Source organism: Pseudomonas sp. EB271-G4-1 (assembly GCF_058791355.1).
Window position 1 is genome coordinate 1 of the sequence record NZ_JBYTEO010000066.1, and the last position, 16,101, is coordinate 16,101.

Genomic DNA, 16,101 nt, shown 5'->3' on the forward strand with positions numbered 1-16,101 from the left:
GCTTCTTTTCTCAGCGCCGTCGGCGGCTTCAGCGACGCACAACGCGAGCGTTATCGCCCCATCGCCGAAAAGGACGATAAGGGCCCGATGAAAAGCCGGTTGTACGCGATCATCGATCGCAACCGCGACGGCAAGATGACAGCCACTGAACTGCAAGCGGCTCTTGAGTTACCGGCGCATGCGCAGTCGATTTCGCAGATGATCCTGTACAAGGAAAGCGAGTGGTTTCAGCAACCGAAGATCTGGGACGCACTGGATGAGTTGCTCGGCCATAGCGGCTCGACGCCGCACTTGAACTGGCTGGCGGAGAAGCAGCGGATCGCAGGGCTGGGGTGGTGGAGGGACGTCGCGGAAAAGGTCGGGTTGCCTTCGTGGGGGAGTGCCTATCACTTTCATCCGGTTGGTTTGATGGGGAATTTTAGTGGTGACCGATTTGAATTCTCCCTTGAAATCATGAGAAGCATTTATCCGATGCTTCGTGAGGATCGATACGATGATTTGCAGAAAATCGCTGACGAGTTAAACGCAAATCTCGACTTCTTCAAGTTGGATACTCCGTTACGAAGAACTCACTTTTTTGCACAGATAAAACAGGAAACCGGGGAAGATTTATCGACAGATGAGAATTTCGCCTATAAAGCCAGCACGCTGATTGACTTGTTCAGTTACTTTCGGAATAACCCGGAAGAAGCAAGGCGATACGGATACAAAATCAAGACAGGAAAAATAAAAGAAAACGGCATGCCTATGACTCGAGTCGACTATGAGGCTATCGCTAATGGCGCCTATGGAGGGCGTACCGAACTTGGTAATCGAGGGATTTCAAGCGGTGATGGATGGAGGTATAGAGGGCGAGGTTTGAAGCATTTGACAGGGCTGCACAATTACACACTATTTCAACGTTGGCACTCAAAGTATTCGGCACAGTGGCCAAACGATCGTGTAGATTTTGTTGTGAACCCTGACTTGTTGCTGGAGGTAAAATATGCGGTTCGATCGGCAGCGAGTTTTTGGCTGAATAATGAGTTATATAAAATAGCAGATGAAGGTAGCGCTTTAGAGGTTGTGGATTCAATAACCACTATTGTAAATAAACACACGACGAGCCATCCAGATAGAAGGGAACACTTTGTTGATCTATTGAGAAAAGGGACTTTAAATTGAAAAAAATACTGATAGCTTGTTTGGCTATTGCATCTTTTGTGAATCTTAAGTCTTGGGCAAAGGATCGATACGTGGACATAAACTCAACATTATGCGAAAAAGGTGAGGATATTTACATTAGCTGCGCATTCAACCCCAGCTTGGATCAAGACAACTACTTGGGGAAGGTTGCTTCAATTTGCGCGAAGGCTAACACATCCCCTACCAGTGGGTATGTACAGTATCGTTTTGGAAAACCGTCCTACGGTGTTGGTCCGGCAAGAATAGAACTGCAGTATCCAGAGCAAAAAATACCACCAAAGGGAATATTCACAATTTACAATTCGAGTAATTCTGAAAGTACCGGGGTCGCTCTTCGCTTCGCACGTGGCGAACACCTTTATTCATTCGAAAGCCTTAACTCCTTCGGCTACAAAGTTGTCGCCAGAAAGCAAGGCGAAAAAGTTTTTAATAAAAATTGCGACCTTCCTGGGTTAGATTATTTAACCGACGATGCGTATCAAGGCATACAAACAGTAGAGCTTGGCAAAACAAAGATATCCGGCGCGAATAAATGCAGCGGCATTGGTCTTCGGGAAGCTTATAGCTCTATGGATGTAGATAGGGTGAATGCATGTATTGTCTACACAAAAACAGATTTGCAAGCAAATGCACAAATAACCCGTAAGCCTGATGGAATATCCCTTTATTCAGTTATTCCATCTGAAAGCCCAAAGCTTGTTTATGAGTTCCCATACTTGGGTACGAAAGGAGTAATCACTGACGTATTTTTTCTTCCCGTTGGTGAGGGGGGAGTAGAACTATTGTTCGTCGTACATCGCATGGAGATACCAAGGGCGTGGGATCCGGCAAGCGATATTTACAATGTTAGTGTTTTTAGATTGGAGGCGGATACTCTACTTCTGGACAAAAAGCTCACTCGTTTTTTTCATTTGGGTGGAGATGATATGGATAAGCAAGGGAGAACAACATATGTGTATCCGTATAAAGACAAAAAAAGTGTTGAGGAAACGGTAAGTTCGCCTTTATTTCACGCCATCCTTACTGGCGAAGTAATCGCCGGCTCCATTTTGGAAAAAGCATTTCTTTATGAGGGCGGCTCGGAGCCGTTGCTGCAGCATGCACCAAATATGTATTTAATTAAGGGGGACAAAGTTTTAGCGGAGGATTCGTGGGGTGGATGGTGCAAGGTTTCATATCAAACAACAATGAAAAAAATCACAAAATGGACACAGTGCAAGTCAATTGATTTTTCAGAGAGTTAGGTGAAAACATGCCAATCAGACTGGACAAAATCCCTGCTCCCGCACTGCGCCCTCAACCACCTCGTTTTTTACTTTGGTTCGGCCTGTTGTTACTGTTCTGTTTGCTGGGCACAGGAGGAACGCTGTTGCTCGGCGACGAAACCTTACCTCAACGGCCTGCGGAGTTCTGGCGCGCTGCCTTGGTCTTTCCAATCCTGGGTTGGTTTGTGCTGGGTTTCGGGCGAGCGCTGTTATACGTCGGCGAGCATGGTGCCGCCGAGGGTTGGGATGAAGCTCGTGAAGAAGACCTGATCCGCAAGATTCGTCAGGGGCGTCGCTCGCAACAGGTGTTGGGCGTGAGTTTGCAGACGGCGCTTCAAGAACCCGGCGATGAGCCGTTAGTGCAACTGGAGGCTCTGTTGGGTGGCGCGAATGCGCTGAAGTCCCAAGTGTCCAGGATGAATGGAACAACACTTCGCCATAGTTGTTTATCCTGCGATGCAGATGAAAATCCGGAAGCGCTGTTGCTGAGTATTTGGGCACAGACGCTCGCCGACCTGGCGCCCACGTTGGCGCAGTTACCGGCTGACCAACCATTGGCCCTGTTGCTGGACGTCGATAGCGGTTTGCCGGAGAACCAGTGGCGCCGGGTCTGGCAACAGGCGTGGCGCGAATCCGGCATTCGCCAGCCCTTCTCTCCTGTCGATGGCAGCGGACTGACTGCACTGGACCAGTGGCTCGACCAGCGTATCCGCGATCGGGCGTTACTGCTGGTGGTGGCCGTGCAGTTTGCACCGCAGCAGCCTGAAGGCAAGGCAGAAGCCGCCGTCGGGTTGTTGTTTGGCAACCGCCTGACGCAAACCACCTTAGCTCCCATGGCCTATCTTCACCGCCCGGAGCAAGAGCGCACGCCCTCCTCCGATGACCTGCTATATGCCACGCGCCAGGCCCTTGATTGGGTGCCGCTTGAATCGACATCGATCGAGCGGGTTTGGCGAGTGGGTATCAACGCGCAACGGGCTGTCGCCGTGGCCAGCGTGTTGTCCAAAGTGCCCATGTCCATCCATAAGACGGGGTTGTGCAACCTTGATGTGATGCTGGGGCATCCTGGCTGCGCTTCGCCTTGGCTAGGCATCTGTGCCGGGACGCAGGCCGTCCAGCGCGGTGCTGGAGCGCAATTCATCTTCAGTGGCGGTACGGCTGCGACTGGGCTGTGGGGCACGGTATTGATGCCAGTATCAGCACTTTTGAAATAGGGGAATGCCATTTGAACAGGCGGCGATCCGACTTGCCGGCGAAGACGGCCTTGAATATTGCTTTGCCCTTTCGGGCCTCTTCGCTGGCAAGCCAGGCTCCTACAGTGCAGCATCTCCCTTCCGGGCCTCTTCGCCGGCAAGCCGGGCTCCTACAATGTTTGCGTGCATTCAAGGGCTCAGGTGTGATGAATCTCCCGGTCCTTGGTTTCCGGCAGGAAGAACGTACCCAGGATGGCCGTCATCACTGCGATGACGATCGGGTACCACAGCCCATAGTAGATATCGCCGGTGGCCGCGACCATGGCGAAGGCCACGGTCGGCAGGAACCCGCCGAACCAGCCGTTGCCGATGTGATAAGGCAGCGACATCGAGGTGTAGCGAATGCGCGCCGGGAACAGTTCCACCAGCCAGGCGGCGATCGGACCGTAGACCATGGTCACGTAGATCACCAGGATGGTCAGCAGCAAAAGCACCATCGGGTAGTTGGTCTTGGCCGGATCGGCCTTCTCGGGGTAGCCGGCGTCCTTGAGGGCGGTGCCGAGGGTCGCGACGAAGGCGTCGTTGCGGGTCTTGAAGTCGGCGGCCGGCATGCCGGTGCCTTCGAAGCTTGGGATGACTTTGTCGCCGATGCGCACCTGCGCGACGGTGCCCGGTTCGGCCTTCTCGTTCTTGTAGGGGATGGCCCTTTTCGCCAGCACGGTCTTGGCCAGGTCGCAGGAGCTGGTGAATTTGGCCTTGCCGACCGGGTCGAACTGGAACGAACACTCGTCGGGATCGGCGACCACCGTGACCGGGTTCTTCTCCTGCGCAACGAACACGTCGGGATTACCGTACTGGGTCAACGCATTGAAGATCGGGAAGTAGGTCACCGCTGCGAGGATGCAGCCAGCCATGATGATGCCCTTGCGTCCGATGCGGTCAGACAGGCTGCCGAAAATGACAAAAAATGGCGTACCGATCAACAGCGAACCGGCAATCAGCAGGTTGGCTGTCTGCGCGTCGATCTTGAGCGTTTGCAGCAGGAAGAACAACGCGTAGAACTGCCCGGTGTACCAGACGACGGCCTGGCCGGCGGTACCGCCGAGCAACGCCATGATCACTATCTTGAGGTTCTCCCAGCGGGCGAAGGATTCAGTCAGCGGCGCCTTGGAGGACTTGCCTTCGGCCTTCATCTTCAAGAACACCGGCGACTCGCTGAGCTGCAGGCGGATGTAGACCGAGATGATCAACAGCAGGATCGACAGCAGGAAGGGAATCCGCCAGCCCCAGGCCTCAAATGCTTCGTTGCCGAGGACTGTACGGCAGGCCAGGATCACCAGGAGCGAAAGGAACAGGCCGAGGGTGGCGGTGGTCTGTATCCACGAGGTGAAGTAGCCACGCTTGCCTTTGGGTGCATGTTCGGCCACGTAAGTCGCTGCGCCGCCATACTCGCCACCCAGGGCCAGGCCTTGCAACAGGCGCAGGGTGATCAGGATGATCGGTGCCGCCACGCCAATGGTCGCGTAACCGGGCAAAAAGCCCACGACGGCGGTAGAGATACCCATGATCACAATGGTGATCAGGAAGGTGTGCTTGCGCCCGATCATGTCGCCCAGACGGCCGAACACGATGGCGCCGAAGGGGCGAACGGCGAAGCCTGCGGCGAACGCGAGCAAGGCAAAGATGAAGGACGTTGTCTCGTTGACGCCAGCAAAGAAGTGCTTGGCGATAATCGCGGCAAGAGAGCCGTAGAGATAGAAGTCGTACCATTCGAACACGGTGCCCAGGGACGAGGCGAAAATGACCTTGCGCTCCTCCTTGGTGATCCCGCGGTTGGGCGCGCTGCCCGTGGTTGTGTTGTCGATTGCGGCCATGAGTCTTCTCCGTCTTGCTCTTGTTATAGGCCGGAGTACCCACTGTCTTATAGCCGCACCCAGGCCCTAGGGCTGAAGTCATCGGATTACGGATTGCGCAAAGCATGCACACAGGCTGACGGCCTCGCATCGCTGCAAGGTTTCTAGAAGCATAATCGGCTTCTTGCAGATATCCACTCGTCATCATGGGCAAACGGGATCGAGCGAACGAGCTGTCGTGAGCCTGCGAAGGAGACACTGTGCAGTGGGAAGGTATTTTGTTGCGGGGAGAGGATATTCAGAATGCAATCAGCCGCGCTCGTGCAATGCACGAGCGCGGCTGATCAAAAGATGGCAGGGGCGGCTGGATTCGAACCAACGCATGGCAGGATCAAAACCTGCTGCCTTACCGCTTGGCGACGCCCCTGTAGCTGCTACCTGGAGAGCCGTGGATGGCCCCCTGCAGGAATGGGCGGCAATTTATCAACTTTCTTGCCGCCTGGGAACCCCCCTGCATCATTATTTTATTTTAAAACAGCGACTTACCATCAAGGGTCGACCTGTGCCATCAATTCAGGCACCGATTCAGGGCGATTGGCGAACCGCTGGGCCAGCACCGCACAGACCATCAACTGAATCTGGTGGAACAGCATCAGCGGCAGGATCAACACGCCGATGGTGCTGCCGGCGAACAGCACCTGGGCCATCGGCACACCTGTGGCCAGGCTTTTCTTCGAACCACAGAAGAGGATGGTGATGCGGTCTTGCTGGTTGAAACCCAAGGCCTTGCCCAGCACGGTGGACGCCAGCAACACCAACCCCAAGACCACACAGCAGGCGACCACCAGCCCGGCCAGGTCGCGCAATGGAATCTGGTGCCAGATGCCTTCGATCACCGCTTCGCTGAAAGCGCCGTACACCACCAGCAGGATCGAGCCCTGATCGACAAATTTAAGCCAGCTCTTGTTACGCGCCACCCAGGCACCGATCCAGCGGCGAGCGATCTGCCCGGCAATGAACGGCAGCAGTAACTGCACACTGATTTTCACGATCGCGTCGAGGGTCGAGCCGCCCTCGCCATGCACGTCCAGCAGCAAGGTCACCAGCAATGGCGTGAGAAAGATCCCGAACAGGCTGGACGCTGCCGCACTGCAAATCGCCGCCGGAATGTTGCCTCGCGCCAACGAGGTAAAGGCAATCGCCGACTGCACGGTGGCTGGCAGCGCGCAGAGGTAGAGCATGCCCATGTACAGGTCGGCGCCGATCATCGGCGACAGCACAGGCTTGAGCGCCAGGCCGAGCAGCGGGAACAGGACGAACGTCAGGCCAAACACCAGCAAGTGCAAGCGCCAGTGGCCGGCGCCGGCAATGATCGACTCGCGGGACAGCTTTGCGCCGTGCAGGAAAAACAGCAGCGCGATAGCGCTATTGGTCAACCAGCCAAAGCCCACGGCCACCTGGCCACTGGCGGGCAGGAGGCTGGCGAGAAGGACCACGCCGACCAGGGTCAGGGTGAAGTTGTCGGGCAAGAAACGGGGGCGAGTCATCAGGGTCATCCAGGCGGCCGGGAACGTGCGACCACAATAGCGCGCGCCCTGATTGCCGGCTAACGCTAACAAGCCAGGAGATATCGCCTAACGGACAGGACGACACGCTGATCTTCTGTAGGAGCGAGCATGCTCGCGATGAACCTGAGAGCACCGCTGGGTGTCAGGTTGCCAGCGTTATCGTTGACGTTCATCGCGAGCATGCTCGCTCCTACAAGCCATATCATTTAGCCGTCACATCGGCCGGTGCCCTCTCGATCGTGCTTGTAGTGCCGTGCGAGCGGGAACGCCGGCAACCAGGACTCGCGCCGCACCGTCCAGCTTTCATAGGTTGGCTGCAACTGGTCAGGGGCATCGAGCGAGCCCAGGTTCACTTCGATTTCGTCGTCGCTGCGGGCAAACACCGACGAGCCACAGCGCGGACAGAAATAGCGCCCGGCGTAGTCGCGCGTTTCGCCCTCGATCGTCACCGCATCCTCAGGGAAGATCGCCGAGGCGTGAAAGAGCGCCCCGTGGTGTTTGCGGCAATCGAGGCAATGACAGAGGCCAACCCGGTAGGGCTGCCCCGACGCCGTAATCCGCACATTGCCGCACAGGCAGCCGCCAGTAAATCGTTGCATGCCTCGCCTCCTCTTCAAAAGTTTGAAAGTAGCCGTTCAACGACTGTAGAGGCTCACAAACCCTGCGCAGCAAAAACTTGCGAAAAGCGACAGTAGGCTAAGCTTACGTCAGCTTATTGCCTACGATGCTCGCGGCGGCAGTTGTTGGTTTTATCTGGAGAGCGTCTGCAACAGCTATCTCAGACAGGCCCAAACAATTTGCGCAGGATTGCCGTGATGACCGAGCCGTTCCTCAGTTTTGACCAACTCAAGCGTGCTGCCGCCTCTGGCGAGATCGATACCGTACTGGTGTGCATGGTCGACATGCAGGGGCGCCTGGTTGGCAAGCGCTTCCAGGTCGAGTTTTTCATCGACAGCGGCCATGAAGAAACCCACTGCTGCAATTACCTGCTGGCCGACGACATCGACATGGAGCCGGTGCCGGGCTATGCCGCCGCCAGTTGGAGCAAAGGCTACGGCGACTTCGTGCTCAAGCCCGACATGCGCACCTTGCGCAAGGTGCCCTGGCTTGAGTGCACGGCGCTGGTCCTGTGTGACGTGCTGGACCATCACCATCGAGAAGACCTGCCCCACAGCCCGCGGGCGATCCTGAAAAAACAGGTCGAGCGCCTGCGTGAGCGCGGCTACACCGGCATGTTCGCTTCCGAACTGGAGTTCTACCTGTTCGACGAGAGCTACGAGGCCATCCACAAGCGCAACTACCACAAGCCGAAAACCGCCGGGCACTACATCGAGGATTACAACATCCTGCAGACCACTCGCGAAGAGCCGGTGCTGCGGGCAATTCGCAAGCATCTGCAGGCCAGCGGCATTCCCGTGGAAAACTCCAAGGGTGAATGGGGCCCGGGCCAGGAAGAAATCAACATCCGTTACGCCGACGCGATGACCATGGCCGACCATCACGTCATCATCAAGCATGCGTGCAAGGAGATCGCTCAACTGCAGGGCAAGGCGATCACCTTCATGGCCAAGTGGCGCTATGACGCCGCCGGCTCCAGCAGCCACATCCACAATTCGCTGTGGGACAAGAACGCCAAGAAGCCGCTGTTCTTCGATGCCAAGGCCGAGTTCGGCATGTCCAAGCTAATGCGTTCCTGGGTGGCCGGTCAGCTCAAGTACGCCAACGACATCACCTGCTTTCTCGCGCCCTACATCAACTCCTACAAGCGCTTCCAGGCCGGCACCTTCGCTCCTACCCGCGCGGTGTGGAGCCGGGACAATCGCACCGCGGGCTTTCGCTTGTGCGCCGAGGGCAGCAAATCGATCCGAATCGAATGTCGCATTGGCGGTGCCGATCTCAATCCTTACCTGGCCTTCGCCGCCTTGATCGCTGCCGGGCTGGCGGGCATCGATGAAAAGCTCGAGCTCGCCGCGCCCTTCGAGGGCGATGCCTACGTAGACGAGCATTTGCCCGAGGTCTCCAAGACTTTGCGTGAGGCCAGTGCCGCATTGCAGAAGTCGAGCATGTTGCGCGAGGCCTTCGGTGACGAGGTCATCGATCACTACGTGCACACCGCCGAATGGGAACAGAAGGAGTACGACCGGCGGATTACCGATTGGGAACTGCAGCGCGGTTTCGAGCGCTATTGAGATTGCCATGACCAAGACGATTCAACTCATCTCCCCGGTCGATGGCCGGGTTTATGCTGAACGTCCCTGCGCCGATACCGGCCAGCTCTATCGGGCACTGGCGGCGGCGGCCGATGCCCAGGCGCAGTGGAAACGCCGGCCACTGAACGAACGCGCGGGCATTTGCAGCGCAGCGGTGGACGCAATGCTGGCCATGAAGGATGACATTATCCCGGAACTGGCCTGGCAGATGGGTCGACCAGTGCGTTTCGGCGCCGGCGAACTGCGTGGTTTCGAAGAACGTGCGCGGCACATGATCGCCATTGCGCCTGACGCTCTGGCAGCGCTGGAGCCCGCGCCTGTCGCGGGTTTCAAGCGCTATATCAAGCGCGAACCGCTGGGCACGGTGCTGGTGATCGCCCCGTGGAATTACCCTTACTTGACGGCAGTCAACTCGGTCATTCCGGCGCTGATGGCTGGCAACAGCGTCATCCTTAAACACGCTTCGCAAACCCTGCTGGTGGGTGAGCGTTTCGCCGAAGCTTTTCGTCGGGCGCATCTGCCTGAAGGGTTGTTCCAGAACCTGGTGCTTGACCACACCTCGACTGCGCTGGCCATCGTCTCCGGCGACATACAGCAGGTGAATTTCACCGGCTCGGTGGAGGCCGGCAAGATCGTCCAGCAGGCGACACTCACAGGCTTCATTGGCACCGGCCTGGAGCTCGGCGGCAAGGACCCTGCCTACGTTCGGGCCGATGCCGACCTCGAACACGCGGTGGAAAACCTGGTGGACGGCAGCTTCTTCAACTCGGGACAAAGTTGTTGCGCCGTGGAGCGCATCTATGTCGATCAGGCAATCTATCCGGCCTTCATCCAGCGTTTCGCCGAATTGACCCGCCAGTACGTGCTGGGCAATCCATTGGACCCCGCCACCACCCTCGGACCGATGGTGAATCCACAAGCGGCCGATTTCGTGCGCGGGCAGATCGCCGAGGCATTGAGTGAGGGCGCCACGGCGCTGATCGACGCGCAAGCCTTCGCCGCCGATGTGCCCGGCAGTGCCTATCTGGCCCCGCAAGTGCTGGTGGATGTGAACCATCAGATGTCGGTGATGCGCGATGAAAGCTTCGGGCCAGTGGTCGGCATCATGCCAGTTGTCGGCGACGACGAGGCCGTCGCCTTGATGAACGACAGTGAGTTCGGGCTCAGCGCGTCCATATGGACCCGGGACCTGGCCGCCGCCGAACGCCTGGGCGAGCAGATCGAAACCGGCACCCTGTTCATGAATCGCTGCGACTACCTGGACCCGGCCCTGGCCTGGACCGGGGTCAAGAACAGTGGGCGCGGCGTGACCCTTTCCCGCTTGGGATACGAACACCTGACCCGCGCCAAATCCTTCCATCTGCGCCACGAGATCTGAGCCATGAGCCTGACTGGAAACTGGAACTACCCCACGAGCATCCGCTTCGGTGTCGGCCGCATCGCGGAACTGGCCGAGGTCTGTCGCAGCCAGGGTATTCAACGCCCGCTGCTGGTCACCGACAGCGGCCTGGGGCGTGCGTCGATCACCACGGCTGCGCTGGACGCCTTGCGCGATGCAGGGCTGGGCGCCGCGCTGTTCTGCGACCTCAAGCCCAACCCGGTCGAAGCCAACCTGGCAGGCGGGCTCGACGCCTGGCGCGCGGGCAACCACGATGGCGTGGTGGCCTTTGGCGGAGGCAGCGGCCTGGACATGGGCAAGCTCATCGCCTTCATGAGTGGCCAGACCCGCCCGGTCTGGGATTTCGAAGACATCGGCGACTACTGGACCCGCGCCGATGAAAGCCGCATTGCCCCGGTCATCGCGGTGCCGACCACCGCGGGTACGGGCTCGGAAGTGGGGCGCGCCGCGGTGATCATCGACGATCGCACCCACACCAAGCGCATCATCTTCCACCCGAAAATGATGCCGCGCGTGGTCATCAGCGATCCCGCCCTGACCGTCGGCATGCCGGCCAAAGTCACTGCCGGCACGGGCATGGACGCCTTGGCGCACTGCCTGGAGTCCTACTGCGCCCCTGGTTTCCACCCCATGGCCGATGGCATTGCGGTCGAAGGCATGCGCCTGGTGAGCAATGCCCTGGTGCGTGCCGTCCACACCCCTTCGGACCTCGATGCACGCGGGCAAATGCTGGCGGCGGCGGCGATGGGTGCCACGGCGTTTCAGAAAGGCCTGGGCGGGATGCACGCCCTCGCGCATCCGATCGGCGCCCTGTATGACACCCACCACGGCATGACCAACGCCACCCTGATGCCCTACGTGCTGAAGTTCAATCGTCCGGCCATCGAGGAACGCATCACACGCCTGGCGGCGTACCTGCACCTGCCCTCCCCGGGCTTCGACAGCTTCCTGGCCTTCATCCTCAAATTGCGCAAGGACATCGCCGTGCCACATACGCTGTTCGAGCTGGGGGTGGATGACCAGCAAGCCGACCTGATCGCCGACATGGCGGTGGTCGACCCGTCGGCCGGCGGCAACCCGCTGCCCTTGACCCGGGCCGGTGTAGCGGAAATTTTCCAGGCGGCCCTCCACGGCCGCCTTCTGTAGGAGCGAGCACGCTCGCGATGGACGCCAACGATTACGCGGGGAACCTGACTGTGGGAGCGAGCCTGCTCGCGATGAACCTCAACGATAACGCGGGGAACCTGACGCCCCGAGTAATCGTTAACCTCCATCGCGAGCAGGCTCGCTCCTACACAAAAGCTGGCAGGTTTCACCGATAGGAAACAGGAGCAGTACGACAAGGGGTTGAAAGCCAATCCATCCGGAGCGCCGGATGGCTGCGTATCAAAACCTGAAGGGGCACACGACAATGAACCCAGCAAGCCAGCCCGGCACCGACGCGCACGACGATGACGTCAAGGTGCTGCACAGCATGGGCTACGCCCAGCAGTTGTCGCGACGAATGGGGGTTTTCTCCAACTTTGCGATTTCCTTTTCGATCATCTGCATCCTTTCCGGTGGCATCAACTCACTGGCCCAGGGCACCTCGGGCGCCGGCGGCGCGTCGATCGGTATCGGCTGGCCGATTGGTTGCCTGATTTCCGGCGTGTTCGCCCTGGCCATGGCGCAGATTTCCTCGGCCTACCCCACCGCAGGCGGCCTGTATCACTGGGGCTCGATCCTCGGCAACCGTTTTACCGGCTGGCTCACGGCCTGGTTCAACCTGCTGGGGCTGGTCACGGTGCTCGGGGCGATCAACGTCGGCACCTATTACTTCTTTTTCGGTGCCTTTGGCCCCACGCTGGGCATGGAAGACACCACCACGACCCGGGTGATTTTCCTGGCGATCCTCACCGGTCTCCAGGCCCTGTGCAATCACCTGGGGATCGGCCTGACCGCCAGGCTCACCGATTTCTCCGGCTACCTGATCTTCGCCACCGCACTGGCGCTGACCATCGTCTGCCTGATATCAGCCCCCAGCTACGAGTTCTCCCGGCTGGTGACCTTCGGCAACTACTCTGGCGCGGCGGGTGGCGGCGTCTGGCCGGAAGTCTCCAACGGCTGGGTCTTCATGCTCGGCCTGCTGCTGCCGATCTACACCATCACTGGCTACGACGCCTCTGCCCACACCTCGGAGGAAACCCGCAATGCGGCCATGTCGGTGCCGCGGGGAATGGTCATGTCGGTGGTCTGGTCGCTGCTGTTCGGCTGGGTGATGCTCAGCGCATTCGTGCTGATGTTGCCGAGCATGGACGAAGCAGCCAAGCAAGGCTGGAGCGTGTTCTTCTGGGCCATGAATACCCAAGTTAACCCGCTGCTCAAGGACGGCTTGTACGTGGCGATTTTCATCTCGCAGGTGCTCTGTGGCCTGGCGACCGTGACCTCGGTTTCACGCATGATCTTCGCGTTTTCCCGCGACGGCGGCCTGCCTTGCTCCAAAGCCCTGGCCTCGGTTTCGCCAACCTTTCGCAGTCCGGTGGCAGCCATTTGGACCGGTGCCACACTGGCGGTGCTGTTCGTCTGGGGATCGTCGGTGATATCGATCGGCGAAACACCGGTCTACACCATCGTGGTCTCCTGCACAGTGATCTTCCTGTTCTTCTCCTTCATCATTCCCATCGTGCTGGGCCTGTTTGCCTACGGCACCTCGAAATGGCCGACCATGGGGCCGTGGAACATCGGGCGCTTCTGGTACACGGTGTTCGCCCTGCTCTCCGTCGTGTCGATGGTGATCATTTTCGTCATCGGCATCCAGCCACCGAACGACTGGGCGTTGTACATCACCATCGGCTTCCTGGTGTTGACGGCCATCGTCTGGTTCGGTTTCGAAGCGCGACGCTTCCAGGGACCGCCGGTGGGCGACGTGATCCTCAAGCGCCAGGCTGAAATCGCGGCGGCGGAAGCAGCGTTGAACAAACGCTGAAACAACCGCGACTGCCTACCTGTAGGAGCGAGCATGCTCGCGAAAAACCAGAGTGCGCCGCGGGGCATCTGGTTCAACGCGTTATCGTTCACGACCATCGCGAGCATGCTCGCTCCTACAGTGAACCTTGCGCCTGTTCGACAGTAGGCGCCCTCCCGCAGCGCGACGACATGGACGGTCACCATTTCACGCCAGGCTCGCCCCTGCCGATAAGCCTGTTCCTGGCGCAACAGCAAAATCATCATGTGCTCCGTTCGTTCTTTCATGCGTCGCAGACTTCACTGCCCGTTTCCCCCTGTCTGGAGTTTTCCCAATGCCCTCGCCCCAATCCCTGTCCGCCGCGTTGCTCGGCCTGGCCCTCGTCTGTCCGGCGATCGCCCAGGGCCAGGGACTGGAGTTGGGGCAAGTGCTGATCGGGGCCGACAACCCGAGTGACGAGGACCAGGGGATCGAGGACGCCAAGGCGCGGCTCGACCAGGTACCCGGCGGCACCAACGTGGTCGACATGCGCCGCCCCCTGCAGGGCCGGGTAGCGAGCAATCAGGATGTGCTGGCTTATCAGCCAGGCATCTATGCCCAGTCGGCGGGCAATGAAGGCGTGAAGATCTCGATACGCGGATCGGGCATCAACCGTGCGCCGGGCGCCCATGCCTCGGGCCTGTACGCCATGCTCGACGGCCTGCCGCTGACCGGTCCCGGCGGCACGCCCTATGAGCTGCTGGAGCCGCTATGGCTTGACCATGTGGAGGTGCTGCGCGGCGCCAACGGTTTCGACCGCAGTGCCCTGGCATTGGGCGGAGCCATCGATTACGTCAGCCATACCGGCTACAACGCACCGCGCTTGCAGGTGCGCTATGCCACGGGCAGCCACGGTTATCAGCAACGCCAGGTCAGCTCCGGGCAGGTGCTGGGCGACTTCGACTACTACCTGGCCCTGACCGACGCCCGCGCGGACGGCTACCAGGATCACACCGCCAGCGAGAGCCAGGGCGTCATCGCCAACTTCGGCTATCGCTTCAACCCGAACCTGGAAACGCGCTTCTACCTGCGCTACCGCCAGACCGACAACGACCTCGCCGGCCGGGTCACCAAACACTCCATCGAGCACGACCCGCGCGCGGCCAACCCCGCCTACGTGGCGCGCGACGATCGCCGCGAACAGCCGGGCAGCACCTTTATCGGCAACAAGACCACCTGGTTCATCGATGACGATTCGAGCATCCAGGCCGGCCTTGCCTACCATGACTACCCCATGGACTTGCGCGAAGGTCCCAACCGCCTGAAAGTGGCCTACACGGATGTCAGCGGCACCCTCGACTACAAGCGTCGCGACACCCTCTGGGGCCTGCAGAGCCAAAGCACGCTGGGCCTGCGCGTGACCAAGCACCTGCCCAACGCCGGCGCCAGCGAACAGGTGCGCATCCCCACCGGCAACACGGCCGGTTATGCGCCGGGCACGCCCATGCGCAACTTCACCTACCAGGGATCGGACAGCGTCCTGCACATGGGCAATGACCTGGAGATCGCCGACGACCTGTGGCTGACCACTGGCCTGGCCGCCATCTACACCCGCCGGGAAAGCGCCGTGACTTACCCGCAAGGCGGTGGCAAGACCAGTCAGGGCGACTGGGACTATGCTCCTCGCGTGGGCCTGCGCTACCAACTGACACCCGACCTGCAACTGTTCGGCAACCTCAGCCGCTCGGTCGAGGCACCGCACCCCTGGTCGCTGATCTACAGCTCCAACATCCGCTTCCCCGAAGGCAGCGGCCCTGCTACCGGCACCCAGCGCGACCCGATAGAGCTGCAAAACCAGACCGCGACCACCCTGGAACTGGGCGGGCGCGGCGACAGCGCGATGGGCCAATGGAGCCTGGCCTGGTACTACGCCCAGGTACGCCACGAATTGCTCTCGGTGTTACCGGATGCCAACGCCACCACGCCCTACGAACTCAATGCCAGCCCTACCGTGCACCAGGGCGTGGAAGCCAGCCTGTCGAGCAACCTGTGGTCGGGTAACGATGGCGGTCAACTGAGCCTGCGCCAGAGCTACACCTTCAGTGACTTCCATTACCAGGACGACGAGCGCTTCGGCGACAACCGCCTGCCAGGCCTGCCGATGCACTACTACCAGGGCGAACTGCGCTACGACTGGCCCCAGGGCTTCTTCGCCGCGCTCAACACGCAATGGGTGTCCAAGGTCGCGGTCGATTACGCCAACAGCTACTACGCCGATCCCTACGCACTGTTCGGCGCGACCCTGGGCTACAACGCGCCCAAGGGTGACTGGCAGACCTGGGTGGACATGCGCAACCTGACCGACAAGCACTACGCCGCCACTGTCACGCCGGGCTACGACGATAAAGGGTTGGACGCGGCGCGGTCGACGCCGGGTGAAGGTTTGGGGGTGTATGTCGGGGTGTCGTGGAGCCTGCTGTAAGACATTGGCAGGAAATCCGGCAC

The 16,101-nt window shown here is 59.5% G+C and carries 11 protein-coding genes and 1 tRNA gene; 8 read left to right on the plus strand and 4 right to left on the minus strand.

Features of this window, described 5'->3' with window-relative positions:
• From AC3WWR_RS25305 to AC3WWR_RS25315, 3 genes are all read left to right on the plus strand, one after another.
• Positions 1–1,164: glycoside hydrolase family 19 protein (locus AC3WWR_RS25305; protein ID WP_492599166.1), on the plus strand; the 1,164-nt coding region annotated here is incomplete at its 5' end.
• 71 nt (positions 1,165–1,235) lie between these two features.
• The gene (locus tag AC3WWR_RS25310) at positions 1,236–2,429 is read left to right on the plus strand and encodes a hypothetical protein (RefSeq protein ID WP_492599167.1); all 1,194 of its coding nucleotides are present in this window, start codon (positions 1,236–1,238) and stop codon (positions 2,427–2,429) included.
• Positions 2,430–2,437: 8 nt separating this feature from the next.
• Positions 2,438–3,664, plus strand: a complete 1,227-nt coding sequence (locus AC3WWR_RS25315) for a hypothetical protein (RefSeq protein ID WP_492599168.1) — start codon at positions 2,438–2,440, stop codon at positions 3,662–3,664.
• Positions 3,665–3,840: 176 nt separating this feature from the next.
• Here the strand turns inward: AC3WWR_RS25315 and AC3WWR_RS25320 are convergent, their stop codons facing one another.
• The 4 genes from AC3WWR_RS25320 to AC3WWR_RS25335 form a co-directional block, all read right to left on the minus strand.
• Complete coding sequence (locus tag AC3WWR_RS25320; RefSeq protein WP_020796412.1) at positions 3,841–5,517, minus strand: MFS transporter; 1,677 nt, start codon at positions 5,515–5,517, stop codon at positions 3,841–3,843.
• Between the two features lie 331 nt (positions 5,518–5,848).
• A tRNA-Gln gene (locus tag AC3WWR_RS25325) sits at positions 5,849–5,923 on the minus strand.
• A gap of 121 nt (positions 5,924–6,044) precedes the next feature.
• Entirely contained in the window at positions 6,045–7,043 is a 999-nt protein-coding gene (locus AC3WWR_RS25330; protein ID WP_020796413.1) for a bile acid:sodium symporter family protein, read from the minus strand.
• 227 nt (positions 7,044–7,270) lie between these two features.
• The gene (locus tag AC3WWR_RS25335; protein ID WP_020796415.1) at positions 7,271–7,663 is read right to left on the minus strand and encodes a GFA family protein; all 393 of its coding nucleotides are present in this window, start codon (positions 7,661–7,663) and stop codon (positions 7,271–7,273) included.
• 216 nt (positions 7,664–7,879) lie between these two features.
• On the opposite strand from AC3WWR_RS25335, the gene AC3WWR_RS25340 reads away from it, so the two are divergent.
• From AC3WWR_RS25340 to AC3WWR_RS25360, 5 genes are all read left to right on the plus strand, one after another.
• On the plus strand, positions 7,880–9,253 hold the full coding sequence (locus AC3WWR_RS25340) for a glutamine synthetase family protein (protein ID WP_492599169.1): 1,374 nt from the start codon (positions 7,880–7,882) through the stop codon (positions 9,251–9,253).
• A 7-nt stretch (positions 9,254–9,260) separates the two neighbouring features.
• Positions 9,261–10,652: an aldehyde dehydrogenase family protein gene (locus tag AC3WWR_RS25345; RefSeq protein WP_492599170.1), complete on the plus strand. Its 1,392-nt coding sequence runs from the start codon at positions 9,261–9,263 to the stop codon at positions 10,650–10,652.
• Between the two features lie 3 nt (positions 10,653–10,655).
• Positions 10,656–11,819 carry an iron-containing alcohol dehydrogenase gene (locus tag AC3WWR_RS25350; RefSeq protein ID WP_492599171.1) on the plus strand — a complete coding sequence of 388 codons (1,164 nt, stop codon included), beginning with the start codon at positions 10,656–10,658 and terminating at the stop codon, positions 11,817–11,819.
• 265 nt (positions 11,820–12,084) lie between these two features.
• Complete coding sequence (locus AC3WWR_RS25355) at positions 12,085–13,638, plus strand: amino acid permease (protein ID WP_492599172.1); 1,554 nt, start codon at positions 12,085–12,087, stop codon at positions 13,636–13,638.
• 313 nt (positions 13,639–13,951) lie between these two features.
• Positions 13,952–16,078: a TonB-dependent receptor family protein gene (locus AC3WWR_RS25360; RefSeq protein WP_492599173.1), complete on the plus strand. Its 2,127-nt coding sequence runs from the start codon at positions 13,952–13,954 to the stop codon at positions 16,076–16,078.
• The last annotated feature ends 23 nt before the right edge of the window (positions 16,079–16,101 follow it).

Excerpts from the sequence above, each read along its gene's own strand:
- AC3WWR_RS25315 (WP_492599168.1), top strand. The coding sequence starts at position 2,438 with ATGCCAATCAGACTGGACAAAATCCCTGCTCCCGCACTGCGCCCTCAA.
- AC3WWR_RS25335 (WP_020796415.1), bottom strand. The coding sequence starts at position 7,663 with ATGCAACGATTTACTGGCGGCTGCCTGTGCGGCAATGTGCGGATTACG.
- AC3WWR_RS25320 (WP_020796412.1), bottom strand. The coding sequence starts at position 5,517 with ATGGCCGCAATCGACAACACAACCACGGGCAGCGCGCCCAACCGCGGG.
- AC3WWR_RS25345 (WP_492599170.1), top strand. The coding sequence starts at position 9,261 with ATGACCAAGACGATTCAACTCATCTCCCCGGTCGATGGCCGGGTTTAT.
- AC3WWR_RS25330 (WP_020796413.1), bottom strand. The coding sequence starts at position 7,043 with ATGACTCGCCCCCGTTTCTTGCCCGACAACTTCACCCTGACCCTGGTC.
- AC3WWR_RS25355 (WP_492599172.1), top strand. The coding sequence starts at position 12,085 with ATGAACCCAGCAAGCCAGCCCGGCACCGACGCGCACGACGATGACGTC.
- AC3WWR_RS25360 (WP_492599173.1), top strand. The coding sequence starts at position 13,952 with ATGCCCTCGCCCCAATCCCTGTCCGCCGCGTTGCTCGGCCTGGCCCTC.
- AC3WWR_RS25340 (WP_492599169.1), top strand. The coding sequence starts at position 7,880 with ATGACCGAGCCGTTCCTCAGTTTTGACCAACTCAAGCGTGCTGCCGCC.
- AC3WWR_RS25350 (WP_492599171.1), top strand. The coding sequence starts at position 10,656 with ATGAGCCTGACTGGAAACTGGAACTACCCCACGAGCATCCGCTTCGGT.